We start from the raw sequence: 14,755 nt of genomic DNA on the forward strand, positions 1-14,755 counted from the left end.
CTATTATTCATTCGGGTGTTGCCTACCAACCGGATTTTAAAAGATTTTCCGCCTGATTTTATTGACTTTTAACAGAGTTCATGTTAGCTGATGTATTTTATATAATATAATTTTAATTTTAAAATAGCAAATCTAAATACTTAACCTGTTTAGAAAAGGAATTTTTGACCTGTTTATAGAAAAACAGGTCAAAAAAAAGCCTTTACCTTCCAAAATCCCGCTTTAATGTTAAGAAAATTACTTGGTGGCATCAGGTGGTAGATAAATTATTATAATGAACAGGCCCCCTACTTAATTATCTCCATTTGAGGCCCATAATACAACAGGTAACCCATGGCAGTATTATGCTTAATATTACTAATATACCCTTATAAAAACGAGTTTGTTTAGATTCATTTTTCCAAAAAAATCTATATTTATTGTACTTGCCATTATATTTTTTATTAACGAAGTAATAAATTGCAAACATGGATACATAAATCCCCAGCTTTACAATAAGAGGAATCCCCTTGGGATTATAAATATTTAAAGCATGCATAATAACAATATAAACATTTCCTATTATCCCAATTATACTGAATAAAACAAGAATAATTGACCGATTGCCATTCCTTCCATCTTTTTTAAAGTAGAACTGGTTAACTCTGTAATAAATATAATCGTAGAAAAAATTCATAGGGTAATGACCTAATGTATAAAATTTTAATATATCAGCTAACGGCCTCGTGCATGCATAGCCCGTAGCGAAGCAAGAGTTGTGTATGCATTGTGTTGTAGCACGATTTTATTTAAGCTCAAGCTTATCTATTTCTCTTATATCAACCCCAAGTTCGTTAAGTACCCGTTCTATAGTTACTTTTCTGATGCTTTCTATGAACTTCACTATCTCTTGTCGTTGCAAAAGCCTTTCTATAGCTGCTTCTGCCCATACCGACCTGAATATGTATTTGTCATTTACCTTTTGGAAGCTGAATATATCTTCTTCGTCAATATCCATACAGTAGTACTGGAAATTACTGGTTAACCCAGACTTCATCCATTTTACTAATTGTTCAGTAAATTCTACAAGATTCCAATGCACTTCTGAAAAGACAATATCATCTCCGAGTTTGAAATCAAAGCTGCATTCTAAATTGGCAACAGAATCAAGATAGGCATCTCCAAAAAGTTTGTTGTCGCCAAAAGCCCTTTTAAGCTGGCCAATTTCAAATTCTATCATAATTCAATTGTGCTACAACGAACTAGTATAAAAGACGGCGAGGCCGTCGGCCGAAGCTGACTTTTATACTAGTTCGTTGTAGCTGTTATTTTTATTTAACGCTTTTATATAATTTTCAAAGCCCTCTTTGTCTGTAGGCGTTAATTCATTTCTGCTTGGGTAGGAGTGTCCGATAGGCCCAACGAACAAAGGAATTGGCTTGAGCGGCTCCGCACCAACTTCCGTCACTTTTATTTTCTGAGGCTTAAGAACTTGCCTACTTATTGCTATGCTAAAATCAGACCAGCCGTAGATATATTTTGAATCACATTTCTTACAAGTCCACTCTTCTGACACATTTTCCTCTATTCTGTCGATTTTTCTAACTTTGAAGTGCTCTTTAGCCTGCTTGATAAAAATTTCCGTCTCAAAGCAGGAGAAAGAATTACCGTAATCAGTGCAATCAATTGATACAATTTGCCTGAACCTTGGAAAAGCGCAACAGCAGGAGTAAGTTTTGTAAAATGAAATAGCGTTTTTTACTACTTCTGAAAATTCTTTCAGTTTCCCGTCGAAAGGTGCAGTTTCTTTTGCGTGCTCAACATTAATCTTCTCCTGGTTTGATGCAGGTTCGATTTCCGTACCAGTTGCCTTCTTGCCAAAGATTCTATTGAGTAAGTTCATTTTTTCTAATTGCTGCTAACGTCTTGTGTAATCGACGGGCGAGGCCGTCGGCCGAAGGCTGGCGTTTACACCTTGTTGTGGCAAGTTTGTTTTTCTGCAATGCCTGCCTAGTTTTCTTCTTCTATTTCTGTTTTTGGCCTGTTTTGGGAAAAGTAGCCCGAAAAAAGCCTACCAAAGTTTGGGAAAACTCGCTCTTGTTCGTTTTGAGCCGTTTTCTGAAAGTCAGGCCGAATACGCATTTATAGCTGAAGTTTGCTTTAAAGTAGACTTAGGACTTGAAATAACATGAGTACCCCAAATATGATGGATAAAACTTTAATCGCCTTTTTCAAGCTGGCTCCATGAGTTTCCTGCCATTCCAGGTATTTTTCTTTCTTGTCGCTCCCTTGTACATTGGCTTTTCCGTCTGCATATCGGTAGAAGTACCTTGCAATTAATGAAAATGCAACTATTCCTAAAATCGAAGCAATAAGTAATGTTTGATTGTCCACTTTCTTTATTTGATATTTTAGTTATTCAAATTTGCCACAACTACTGTGTATAAGGAGCTGTTCCGGTTATTTACACCTTGAACAGAGCCAAACTTCCGTTTACCTGACCAACGGTGGTCAAATAAACGGAACTGCTCCCCCGAATGTAATATATATCCCTCTCATTGTATTTTCTATTTAGCGGCTATTTTCTCAAAAGCAACCACTAAACAGACAGCCTTACCTTATTGCCTCATACAACACCTCTATTGGGCGCTTCGCATCTCTGCCGATGCAGCCGGGGATTTGTTTGCGGTAGCTGGTGTCAAGGCGGCAAGGAAGACGTTGGCGTGTTGTTGGCAGATGGTAGAAGTCTTAATGGAATTGTGGCTTTTAAAAACCTAAAACTCGTATTAACCATATAAGCAAAGTAGTGCTTCAGGGTTTAGTACTGGAGGGTAGTCAGTATTAGTTACTAAACTGGGCCTAAACTTCCTGATTCTACTCAATGGTGGAATAAAAATCAGTAAATACGCCTTGGATTTCCTGTTTCGTATATAGTAAGTTAAAGAGCCGGCGCTCTTTCATTCTTATTAGGCCTTTCTGAAAGTAACTGCTTGTTTTATGGCTTTAATAAATGGTACTTCCGTTATACTGTATACTTTAGCCGGATACTTAATTTACAGTTATTCTGTAGAATACATTATTTCTTAGGTCTTTTTAGTCTTTTCAGGCTTCTTGGGTGAACAGATAGCTAGTCAACTAAAACCGCTTTCTGGTTCAGGCTTAACTGCTGGTGCTCTTTTATAGCTTAGGCTTCTTTCATTTACTTCTATGCATTCCACCCCAGATTTTTCTTTGAACCTGCCCCAGGTTTTTGAAGCCCTGCCTGACTGCTACCTGGTATTATCCGCAGACTTTGTTATCCAAGGCGTGACGGAAAGCTATCTTACATCAACCTTCACGAGCAGAGAACAGTTAGTAGGTAACTCTTTTTTTGAGGTATTTACCAGTCAGGAGGATCAGCAGGATGCGGCAATTCTCCGGCACCTGAAGCAATCTTTTGATAGGGTACTGAAAACGAAAAAGCCAGATAGCATGCCGGTGCAGCACTTTAACTTAAAAGATCCGGAGAGGCCCAACCTTAAGCTGGAACGTTACTGGAAATCTTTAAACACCCCGGTACTGGATGACAAAGGCGAGGTGCTTTACATTTTACATAGGGTAGAAGATGTTATAAAAATTATCCGGCAAAGCCATAAACTGGAAAACCTGACCAGGCAGGAAGAAGACACCAAAGCAATTGCTAACGAAAGTCAATTGTTGTGGTACATTGGGCAAGAGAAAGTTAAACGGGCTTACGAAAAACTGGAAGAGGAACACCGTAGGTTTAAGGAAGCCCAAGCTCTGGGGCACATCGGCAGCTTTGAGCGAAATTATAGTGAAGAAACCCTTAATTGTTCTGATGAATTTTACCGTATCTACGGTTTAGAACCTCAGAGTGAGGAAATTACAACTGAAAAATTAATTGCCTTTTCGCATCCGGAAGAACGGGAGATTTTGCGGGAACGCATTTGGCAGGCACAAATCTTTCTGGAACCTTTAGAATTAACCCACCGGATAATCTGGCGCAATGGCACCATTCGTTACGTTCACCGGCGGGCCGTTTTAACCCCAGATGCGCAAGGAAAGCCGCTGAAAGTCTACGGAACCATTCAGGATATTACGAGCCAGGTGATGGCTCAGGAAAAAGTCCAGTCAAGCGAAGCCTTGTTACGGAAAGCCGAAGCAATAGGGCAAACAGGTAGTTATGAAGGAGACTTGATTACCAGGAAATTCCGGTTTTCAGATAACATGTACCAGTTACTTGGCCTGCAACTGCAAAGCCTTGTTCCGGACCTGGATTTTATTGATTCTATATCCCATCCGGCAGATGCTGCTCAGGTACGGGAAATAATTGGTAAGGCTGTTCAGTCTAAACATCCTTACCAATACACGCGCAGAATTTACCGGCCAGATGGTGAAATGCGCTACCTTTTAAGTAATGGAAAGGTGGTTTGTGATGAAGCCGGCAATGCCATCAAAATAGTAGGAACGGCCCAGGACATCACTGAAAAGAAACGGGCAGAAGAAGAAATAAAAGAGACTAAAGATTTACTGGAAGCTACCTTTAATGCGTCGCTAAACGGCATAGAAGTTTTCCAGGCGGTGCGAAATGACGCCGGGGAAATAATAGACTTTGAATGGTTACTGGTGAATCATACCACGGAGCGGTACGCCGGCCGAACGGACTTAAGGGGACATAAATGGCTTGCCACTTACCCTGAGCTCAGACAAACCGGCATGTTTCACCAGTGCAGGAAAGTAGTAGAAACCGGGCAAGTTCTGGATTATGAGCACTTTGACCAGTATAAAGATTTTACTGCCTGGTTTCAGACCATGGGGGTGCCGTATAGGGATGGGCTAATTCTTACCTGGACGGACATAACCAACCGGAAAAAAGCGGAAGCAGAACTAACCCAAAAGGCTGAATTACTGCAAACCATTGTAGATACGGCTTTTGGCGGCATGGAGCTATTGGCGGCTATACGGGATCAGGAGGGAAAGATTACTGATTTCCGCTACCTTATGGTTAACACAGTACAGGCCAGGTATGCGAATATATCCAGGGAGAAAATGGTAGGTAATACGGTGCTTGCCTTTTTTCCATCTTTAAAAAGTACTGGGGCGTGGGAGTGTTTACTCCGGGTAATGGAAACCGGTGAACCTATTCAGCAACTGGAAAAATACCATGCCGATGGGCTAGATGGCTGGTTTGAACAACATTACGAGAAAATAAACGATGGTATTCTGGTTTGGAACGTGGATGTAACTCCCATCAAAAAAGCTGAAATTGAACGGCGGGAGAGCGAAGAACGGACCAGGAAATTTATTGATTCCCTGCCTCAGATGGCCTGGACCGCGGCTACAAATGGGGGCAGTACCTACTATAACCAAAAAACCTACGATTATACCGGCCTTACCTTTGAGCAGATGAAGGAGTATGGATGGGACCAAATCTACCAGGAGGCTGAACGAGCCCAGGTAGAACAGGAATGGAAAACAGCCATTGCCTCGGGGAAAGAATACCGGAAACAGTCTCTCATGCGCCGTGGGGATGGCGCCTATCGCTGGCAGTTAGTCATTGCCCAGCCCGTAAAAGACCACGCCGGCAACATTACTTCCTGGGCAGGTACGGTAACAGACATCCACGAAAGGGTTATTGCCGAACAAGAGTTACAAGAGAACAGGCAGCTACTCAAAGCGGTTATAGATGCTTCCATAAACGGTATTCAGGCTTTCAGGGCCATTCGCGATGAAGAAAACCAGCTGATTGATTTCGAGTGGATTCTTACAAACCAGGTAACGGATAACTTCTTACAGAAAAATGATTTGGTGGGGAAGCGATTAACAGATAAATATCCGGGTACGAAGCCAGTTGGAATTTTTGATAAGATGAAGCAAGTGAACAAAACTGGAAAAACCGCTCACTTTGAAGTCTGGTACCCCTATGATGCTTTACACCATTGGTTTCAGTTTATAGTGGTAAAAATGGGAGATGGTGTAGTACTAACTTTTCAGGATATAACAGAACGCAAGAAACTGGAAGAGCAACGCCTGCAGTGGGAACTCCAGAAGCAACAGGAGTTGCTGCATGCCATCTTAGAAACCGAAGAAAGAGAGAAAAAACGGATTGCTGAAAATTTGCATAATGGGTTAGGGCAAGTTCTTTTTGCCGTTAAGATGCAATTAGACCTGCTCAACCCAGAGGAGTCTGTAAAAAGCGCAGCCCAAACAAAGGCCTTCTGGCAAAGAACAGACCAGCTATTGACCAATGCCATTGAACTTACCCAAACCATCTCCCATGAGCTTACCCCAACCGTGCTGGAAACCTTTGGATTATCTGCCGTGCTGGTGGATATATGCAAGCAATTAAGTACTAAAAACCTCAAAGTGCATTGCAAGATTGATTTTAAATCAGTTTTAGAAAAACACCTCCAAACCGCTATTTACCGGATTGTTCAGGAACTGCTGAATAACATTGTGAAACATGCGCATGCTACCCTGGCCTCTATAACCGTGCTGGAAGAAAAAAGTGGTATTCTCATTATAGCCCAGGACAACGGAAAAGGATTTAAGGCAAAGCCACTTCCAAGTAAGGGAATGGGTTTGATAGGTATAGGTGATCGGGTGAAACTACTGAACGGAACGCTAGATATCTATTCTTCCGGTCCCGGAACAACCATCACCATTAAATTGCCCCTTAAAAACAACCATCCTGGCGTCCGTAAAACAGAAGTTGTTTTATAAAATACGTATAAAATAAGAAGAAGAGGATGTAGCAGCACCGTAAATCATTAAAGGCAGAAGGTGAGTAATGAAAGGTACCTTGATCTTACTTATTTCCATGACCAGGAAAATACCCCGTTTAAACGCCTTTTTTCTGCCGGTTCTTTACTGCCCGGTTCTTATGCTTTGTTACTACTTGTGCTTTATTACGTGGTACTTTATCCAGGGTAACTTTCCAGAAAACTTGAAATGATAAAAGTAGCTATCGCTGATAATCACGCACTTGTAAGAGAAGGTTTAAAAACCATGCTGAACAATTCTCCGGACGCCGGTATAAACCTGGTAGACGAAGTAGAATCAGGAACTGATTTGGTGCAGCTTCTTAAACAAGTAGAGGTAGATGTAGTGCTTATGGATATAAGCATGCCAGATATGGATGGTTTACAGGCCACCCGTCAAATAAAGCAGCAGCACCCCTTGGTAAAAGTACTCATTCTCTCCATGCTGGAAGATGAACGGTTTGTAGTGGAAGCCATGCAAGCGGGAGCAAACGGGTACCTGACCAAGACAGTAAGCCGCAAAGAACTGGTTCGGGCAATTCAAATAACGGCTGGGGGCGAGGTCTATATTGGTACGCACATATCCCTAAAGCTACTCGGAAAAATTCCTTTGGAGGATAACAAAATACCAACGCCCGAGGAAAAAACAGAAAGTAATCTTACCAAGCGGGAGTTGGAAGTTCTAAGCCTGATTGCTCAGGGTTATACCACTACCCAAATGGCGGATAAACTTTTCACCAGCAAACGGACCATAGAAAGTCATCGGCAGCATTTGCTTGAAAAAACAAATTCTAAAAATACCGCTTCTCTTATTGCTTACGCAGCCACCCATCATTTACTCAATTAACCAGGCGGGTAATCCTTCCCCCGTATTTCTAATAGGTTATAATGGTTAAGGTTTGGCTTTACGTATAACCCGTAGTCATCCTGTAAATGCTTATCAATGGAAGCTTATTATAAGTTTACCTGATAGGCCTCTGAGTAAAATCCATACTAAAAAGTACCATTTCTGGTGCAAATATCCGTGAATTCCTCCCGGGTTTAAGTGCTTTCTGCCGTTCCTCCGTGTTTTCATAGAGCATAAATCAGTATAACGCTCCCAACTTTTCAAGCGTTTTCTTCCTTATCATCTCCACCTTACTGAATGCATTCTTAAATCAACTATCACCTTAACCCATCTACCTATGAAAGCTTTAGTATTTCACAAACCCAAAGATGTTAGTGTAGATAATGTTGATGACCCAACAATTGAGGAACCAACCGATGCCATTGTTCGCATCACTTCTACAGCCATTTGTGGTTCTGATCTCCACATTTACAACGGCTTTATGCCCCAGCCGCATGATTTAGTTCTTGGCCACGAGTTTATGGGTATTGTGGAAGAAGTAGGCAGCAGTGTGTCCAAATTAAAAAGAGGAGACCGGGTAATTGTTCCATTTCCAATTGGATGCGGGCACTGCATGTTTTGCCAGCATGACTTAGCCACCCACTGTGAAAACTCCAATGATAAAACCTATAGCCAGGATGGTAACCTGGCAAAAGCGCACGGCGGCGGCCAGTTATATGGTTTCACCGCCACCTACGGCGATAAAAACGGCGGCCAGGCGGAATATGCCCGCGTACGTTACGCCGATTACAACCCTAGGATAGTACCAGATGGTATTCCGGACGAAAAAATACTATTCCTGACCGATATATTTTCTACCGGCTGGGCGGCCTGCGAGTGGGCAAACGTGTCGCCGGGCGAAACGGTAGTAGTATTTGGTTGTGGTCCGGTTGGTATAATGGCCCAGAAAGCTGCCTGGCTTCATGGCGCAGGACGGGTAATTGGAGTGGATATTTATGATTACCGGCTGGCGAAAGCCCGCGAAACCGCCGGTTCCGAAACCATTAATGCCCATCAGGTAGACGCGGTTAAAGCCATTGTGGATATGACCGGTGGCTATGGCGCCGACGTTTGTATTGATGCCGTAGGCATGGAAGCAGATAGAACCACGCTGGAAAAAATAGGCAATGTACTGCACGCCGAAAAAGGCAGCGACAAGGTACTGGAAAATTGTATTGACGCCGTACGGCGAGGCGGCAAGGTATCAGTAGTTGGTGCCTATGGCTACCCCTATGACAAATTCCCCGTGCAGAAATGGTGGGAAAAGAACTTTACGCTTCGGGGCGGCCAGGCCTGGGTACAGAAATATATTGACCACCTGATTACCCTGGTAGCCGAAGGCAAAGTAACCCTGGATGACATTATTACGCACAAGGTGCCGCTGAGTGAAGCTGCCCGCATGTACCAGATCTTCAACGATAAAGAAGACAACTGCGTGAAGGTGGTACTTAAACCCTAGGGTTTCCTCCATGGTAGGTGGACTGTAAGCTTAAAGTAAACGAAAAAGCTACTTGAGCTTAGGCAGACTTAGTTTTAGCAGACTTTTCAAAATTTAGCCCGGAAACAGAAGCTTTCCCGAACGTTAGGGAGAGGCGTTGAAATCCAGAAGGTTCAGTTTGCTACCTAAGCAAAGTAGTGCTTCATGGTTTAGTATTGTAAGGTAGTCAGTATTGGTACTAAACTGTTCCCCATATTGTTTTTATACCGTTTTAGCCAAACCAAGTCCAAAACGCCTCATCATAAACCACAACACCATTACACTGTGTAATAAACAGGTTCTAAAGAATTTGTACTTATCGGTTGCCTAATAGGTGTCTTTTTATGGCTTTCCTCTTATTCAAGAAATGTCCCCCTGTAACCCTTCTATCACGCCAGGGTTTGAAATTCACTTCTGCTTAATTCTTTATGCCTAAAAAAACCGCTTATGCTAGCAATGAACTTTCGCGGCCCTTTTCAAATTAGGGCAGACAGCAACCGACCGGAACCAGAGATCAAACATCCCATGGATGCTATTGTCCGGGTCACCCGATCCCTGGTTTGTGGCTCGGACTTGCACCTGTACCACGGGTTAGTGCCCGACACACGGGTGGGGATGACCTTTGGTCATGAATTTACCGGTGTGGTAGAAGCAGTTGGATCAGAGGTAAAAAAACTGAAAGTGGGCGACCATGTATTGGTACCATTTAATATTGCCTGCGGCTCCTGCCCCCATTGCAAACAGGAATTGTTTGGTAACTGCCATGAGGCTAATTCAGAAGCCACCGCCGTAGGGGGCTTTTTTGGCTATGCCCACACGGGGGGAGGGTATGATGGAGGACAGGCCGAATACGTTAGGGTACCGTATGCCGATGTGAGCCCCACCATCATCCCGGAAGGTATGGACCTGGAGAATGCCGTACTCCTGACAGACGTGGTGCCCACCGGCTACCAGGCGGCAGAGCAGGCTGGCATCCAGAAAGGTGATACCGTGGTGGTGTTTGGCGCCGGACCCGTAGGTCTTTTGGCGGCCCGGTTTGCCTGGTTCTTTGGTGCCGGACGAGTTATTGTGATTGATGAATTAGACTACCGCCTGGAGTTTGCCCGCAAATTTGCGTTCGCCGAGTCGTACAACTTCAGAGAAATGAAAGACCCGGTGGTATTCCTGAAAAAAACCACCGATTACTTTGGCGCTGACGTGTGTATTGATGCCGTGGGTTGCGATGCCACCGGCAGTACCCTGCAAAACATTACCGGTAAAGAATTACTGCTGCAGGCAGGTAATGCAACTGCCTTCCATTGGGCTGTTAATGCTGTTAAAAAAGGTGGTATTGTGTCCATCATTGGGGTATACGGGCCGCCCTGGAACCTAGTCCCCCTGGGCAGTATAATGAATAAAGGCATTACCATTCGGGGCAACCAGGCTTCGGTAAAACGGCTGCTTCCCAAGCTGATTGATCATATCATGAGCGGCAGAATCAATCCGAAGGAAATCATTACGCACAGGCTGCCTCTGGAGGAAGTGTCAGATGCCTATCGCATGTTTTCCAAAAAGCTGGACTACATGATCAAACCTGTGTTGATTCCTCCAAGAGCCAACGTTTAAAACCGTTTTACTATGAAGAATGCATTAGAAAACAGAATAGATGAGTTCCAGGACAGGGTTATCGCCAACCGCAATATGGCTGATCTGGCCTTAAATATACCCGGCTGGGGCATGGATGCAGATCCTGAAAATGATCCCACTTACCCCATGAAGCATTATAACGGGGCTGACCACCAACGCCTCAATTATGAAAAGGCGTCCCAGCAGCCACTGGACATGGAGGTCTTTCATTCCATTGAGCGCCCCGGTGTTACGCGTGTCTTCGGTACTTCTACACCCCCGGCAGGCCTGAGTGGTGCAATACGTAGGTATGCCTATAAGTACAGCGAAGCCACCGCCACGCACTGGATGACGCTCATTCTGGCAGACCGGGTAGACGTAATACAGGGAAAAATCAATGACCTGAAACACGGCGTTATTCCCAACCCCTGGAAAGAAAGGGGCTGGAGTGCTGAATGGAAATATAACCGTTCGGCTTTTCTTGGCAGGGCAGCTACTACGGCTTTGCTTATAACTGCAGGTGTCTTATGGTTTAAAAGAAGATCCTTGAATAAGCAACTTCTGGAAAGGAGGTAGTCTATACAGTATCAACTCAAAAGTTGTCACTGGCTGAACAACTTTTGGGTTGATACCTATAGGGTTGAGGTACGCCTGTGTCCTGCAAGACCACTTAAACTGGTGAGCAGAATAGGAGCGACTTTACCTCCATGCTCAAAGCCGACGCTGCTAATTCTATAGGTTCCAATATTCTATACACCTGCCTGCCTTAGCCATTTGCTTATGGAGCGTCCGTGCCAGAACGAAACAGCTAGCCTTTTAGGGAGGATAAACTTCCCACGTTGCACTATTCACTATTTACTGGTCCTTCTTATTAAATCATCTACTAACTGATTTTTACTCATAATAAATTTTAAACCCTATGGCTAATGCATTTAAAACATTTGGTCCGCCTAATTCAAAACAATCTGCCAGGCAGGGGCAAACGAAAAGCTTCACCAATGTAGGTACATCTGGCAGAGTATTATCAGTGTTGGGTGGTGCGGCTTTGGCCTATTACGGTTGGGGCAGAAAGCAATCTCCTCTCGGGAAAAGCTTAGCCACAGTGGGCGGTTACCTGGTACTACGGGGAACTACGGGTTTCTGCCCGTTCAATGAGGTCCTGCACGTAGATACGGCTCATCCTGAAACCCAGGGATTTGAAGTCACTTCCAGCGTTACCATACTTAAACCACGTGAAGAGGTGTACCAATTCTGGCGCCAGCTAGAAAACCTGCCCAGGTTTATGCAATACCTGGAAGATGTGCGGCGAACAGGTCCCCGGCGCTCGCACTGGGTAGCCAAGGTGCCCAAAAATATTATCTACAAAGAGAAGCTCACTACAATAGAATGGGAAGCCGAAATCACACACGAAGAGGAAAATAGCCTGATTGCCTGGCGCTCCCTGCCTGGTTCTGAAGTTGAAAATTCCGGTGAGGTCCGTTTTACAGATGCTCCCGCTAACCGGGGCACCGTGGTGCAAGCTACCATTTCTTACAGACCGCCGGCAGGAGCTGCCGGGCAGCTAGCCGCCAGATTGCTGAATCCGGCCTTTAAGGAACTGGTAAAACAGGACGTTCGCCGGTTTAAGCGTCTGCTGGAAGCAGGAGAAATTCCCACCATAATTGGCCAACCCTCCGGCCGCAAAGAGGAGAACTACTAAAGACACATTTTCTAAAATTTAATAAGTAACCTATGAAAGCCATCTGCTGGGAAGGAATCAATAAAGTGAGTACGGAACGCGTACCAGATCCTACTATTTTGAACCCGCGTGACGCGATTGTGCGCGTTTTTTTATCATCGGTATGCGGCTCAGATTTGCACCTGCTGGGTGGCTATATTCCCGCCATGCGTTCCGGCGATATAATTGGCCATGAGTTTATGGGCGAAATTGTAGAAGTTGGCCCCGAAGTAAAAAACCTAAAGAAAGGCGACCGGGTGGTAGTGTGCTCTGTTTTAGCTTGTGGCGGGTGTGAGTACTGCGATAGGGAGGAGTATTCGTTGTGCGATAATTCCAATGCCGAACCTGAATGGACCGAGAAGGCTTACGGCTACCCCGTAGCAGGCATTTTTGGTTATTCTCACGCTTTGGGAGGTTACGCCGGCAGCCATGCCGAGTATACCCGGGTTCCCTTCGCAGATAATGTGTGTTTTAAAGTACCGGATGGGGTAAGTAACGAATCCGCCTTATTTACCTCAGATGCTTTCCCAACCGGGTATATGGCAGCCGATTTCGCCGGCATTGAACCGGGCGACACCGTGGTGGTATGGGGTTGCGGCGGCGTTGGCCTGATGGCCATGCACAGCGCCTGGTTGCTGGGAGCCGGCCGGGTAATCGCCATTGACCAGTACCCATACCGGCTGGAGCAAGCCCGTCTCAGGGCAAATGCCGAAGTACTGAACTTTAAAGAAGTGGATATGCTGGAAGCTTTGAAACAAATGACCGGGGGCCGTGGACCGGACCGCTGTATAGATTGCGTGGGCATGGAAGCCAACAGCACCGGAATTGAAAAGGTGTATGATTACGCCAAGCAATACGCCCGGCTACAGAGTGATAGGCCTTCCGTGCTCCGGCAGGCAATTATGGCGTGCCGCAAAGGCGGAACGGTATCAATTATAGGGGTGTACGGAGGATTTATAGATAAATTCCCAATGGGACCGGCCATGAACAAAGGCCTGACTTTCCGGATGGGCCAGCAGTTTGGCCAACGGTACATTCCTAAACTACTGGATATTGTAGCCCGCGGAGAAGTAGACCCAGCCTATTTGCTCACCCACAAATTACCACTGGATAAAGGCCAGGAAGGGTATATGATGTTCAAAGAAAAAGCAAACAATAACATGCGTTCGGTGTTTGCCCCGGCCGGATAAAGCAAGTCAGTGTCTTATTCAGGCAAAAAGTAAAAAATGCTTTTATCCCTCATTTGGGGTACTGGTGCCCTTTAGCATTACCACAGAGTTCCTGCCCGCTTTGGGAGCAGGAACTCTATACTACCTGCCATTAGCCAAATCCGGAGAGGAGAAGAAACTAGTGAAGGGCTAATCGGCTGAGTGAAAAAAGGTAAAACAACAAAATCAAGCATAGGAATAGAAAAACAAAGCAGCCGGTTTATTCCTACCGCTATAATAGACCAAAATAAAGGAGCACATTAATACACTGAACCATGACAATGATTACAAAAGGATTACTCGTTCGGTTAGAGGCGAAACATGGCAAAGATGACGAGGTGGAAGATTTTCTTTCTTCGGCCCTGCCAATGGTACGGCAGGAGGCCGGAACAAAAGCCTGGTTTGCCGTTCGTTTTGGCCGGTCTGAATATGGCATCGTCGATTTTTTCCCTGATGAAGCATCCCGTGAGGCACATCTTAACGGGGCAGTTGCCAGCGCCTTACTGCAAAAGGCAGATGCATTATTTGAAACCTCCCCGGCTATCCAGAGAATAGAGGTACTTGCCAGCAAACTACCCTCCCAACCGCCAGCTGAACCTAATACAAAAGGAATATTGCTCACATTTAAAGCCAAAGAGGGCCATGAGCAGGAGGTGGTACAATTTTTAAAAGATGCCCAGCCTTTGGCCATGGCAGAAGAAGAGACTATTGCGTGGTTTGCTATCCGTCTGCCTAATGGTGAGTATGGCATTTTTGATGTTTTCCCTGACAATGGTGCCCGTTTAAAACACCTCACGGGCCGTATTCCCCAGGAATTAACCAAACATGCGCTTACATTGCTTGGCAGTTTCCCGGATATGCATTTGCTTAACGTTACGGCGGAGAATTTTAATCCCTGATTCAATTAAAAGCTACCGGATAGCTTCGGCTGATAACGACTATATCATTCAAATTCCTGAGGCGTAGGACTTCCTTGTTTCTTGTTCGGAGGATTGTCCTCACAAATATGATATAGTAGAAATATAGGTAGTTCCTATCCTTTGAACCGTAGTTTGCCATCTAAAGGCCGGGTAAATACTATAAATTCTAAAGAGCGTGGGTATAAAAAATCAAAGCTTTTTT

10 protein-coding genes are annotated in these 14,755 nt (G+C 44.6%); 8 read left to right on the top strand and 2 right to left on the bottom strand.

The window, feature by feature from the left end; genetic code table 11:
• Positions 1–784: 784 nt before the first annotated feature.
• Positions 785–1,219, bottom strand: a complete 435-nt coding sequence (locus EFB08_RS03945) for a DUF7878 domain-containing protein (RefSeq protein WP_123125646.1) — start codon at positions 1,217–1,219, stop codon at positions 785–787.
• A 63-nt stretch (positions 1,220–1,282) separates the two neighbouring features.
• Entirely contained in the window at positions 1,283–1,882 is a 600-nt protein-coding gene (locus EFB08_RS03950) for a hypothetical protein (RefSeq protein ID WP_123125647.1), read from the bottom strand.
• Between the two features lie 1,304 nt (positions 1,883–3,186).
• On the opposite strand from EFB08_RS03950, the gene EFB08_RS03960 reads away from it, so the two are divergent.
• The 8 genes from EFB08_RS03960 to EFB08_RS24070 all read left to right on the top strand — a co-directional run bounded on the left by EFB08_RS03960 (position 3,187) and on the right by EFB08_RS24070 (position 14,532).
• Positions 3,187–6,702 (top strand): sensor histidine kinase, encoded by a 3,516-nt coding sequence (locus tag EFB08_RS03960; protein ID WP_123125649.1) that lies wholly within the window; start codon positions 3,187–3,189, stop codon positions 6,700–6,702.
• A gap of 228 nt (positions 6,703–6,930) precedes the next feature.
• Positions 6,931–7,587: a response regulator transcription factor gene (locus EFB08_RS03965; protein ID WP_123125650.1), complete on the top strand. Its 657-nt coding sequence runs from the start codon at positions 6,931–6,933 to the stop codon at positions 7,585–7,587.
• 337 nt (positions 7,588–7,924) lie between these two features.
• Entirely contained in the window at positions 7,925–9,085 is a 1,161-nt protein-coding gene (locus EFB08_RS03970; protein WP_123125651.1) for a zinc-dependent alcohol dehydrogenase, read from the top strand.
• Between the two features lie 465 nt (positions 9,086–9,550).
• Positions 9,551–10,708 (top strand): zinc-dependent alcohol dehydrogenase, encoded by a 1,158-nt coding sequence (locus EFB08_RS03975; RefSeq protein WP_123125652.1) that lies wholly within the window; start codon positions 9,551–9,553, stop codon positions 10,706–10,708.
• 12 nt (positions 10,709–10,720) lie between these two features.
• Entirely contained in the window at positions 10,721–11,284 is a 564-nt protein-coding gene (locus EFB08_RS03980) for a hypothetical protein (RefSeq protein ID WP_123125653.1), read from the top strand.
• 343 nt (positions 11,285–11,627) lie between these two features.
• A complete protein-coding gene (locus EFB08_RS03985) occupies positions 11,628–12,407 on the top strand; it encodes a YgaP-like transmembrane domain (RefSeq protein WP_123125654.1) in 780 nt (259 codons plus the stop codon).
• A 32-nt stretch (positions 12,408–12,439) separates the two neighbouring features.
• Positions 12,440–13,615, top strand: coding sequence for a zinc-dependent alcohol dehydrogenase (locus EFB08_RS03990; RefSeq protein ID WP_123125655.1), 1,176 nt, complete (start codon positions 12,440–12,442; stop codon positions 13,613–13,615).
• 293 nt (positions 13,616–13,908) lie between these two features.
• Complete coding sequence (locus tag EFB08_RS24070) at positions 13,909–14,532, top strand: putative quinol monooxygenase (RefSeq protein ID WP_227006206.1); 624 nt, start codon at positions 13,909–13,911, stop codon at positions 14,530–14,532.
• Positions 14,533–14,755: the final 223 nt, after the last annotated feature.

Source organism: Rufibacter latericius (genome assembly GCF_003721515.1).
Taxonomy (GTDB): Bacteria; Bacteroidota; Bacteroidia; order Cytophagales; family Hymenobacteraceae; genus Nibribacter; species Nibribacter latericius.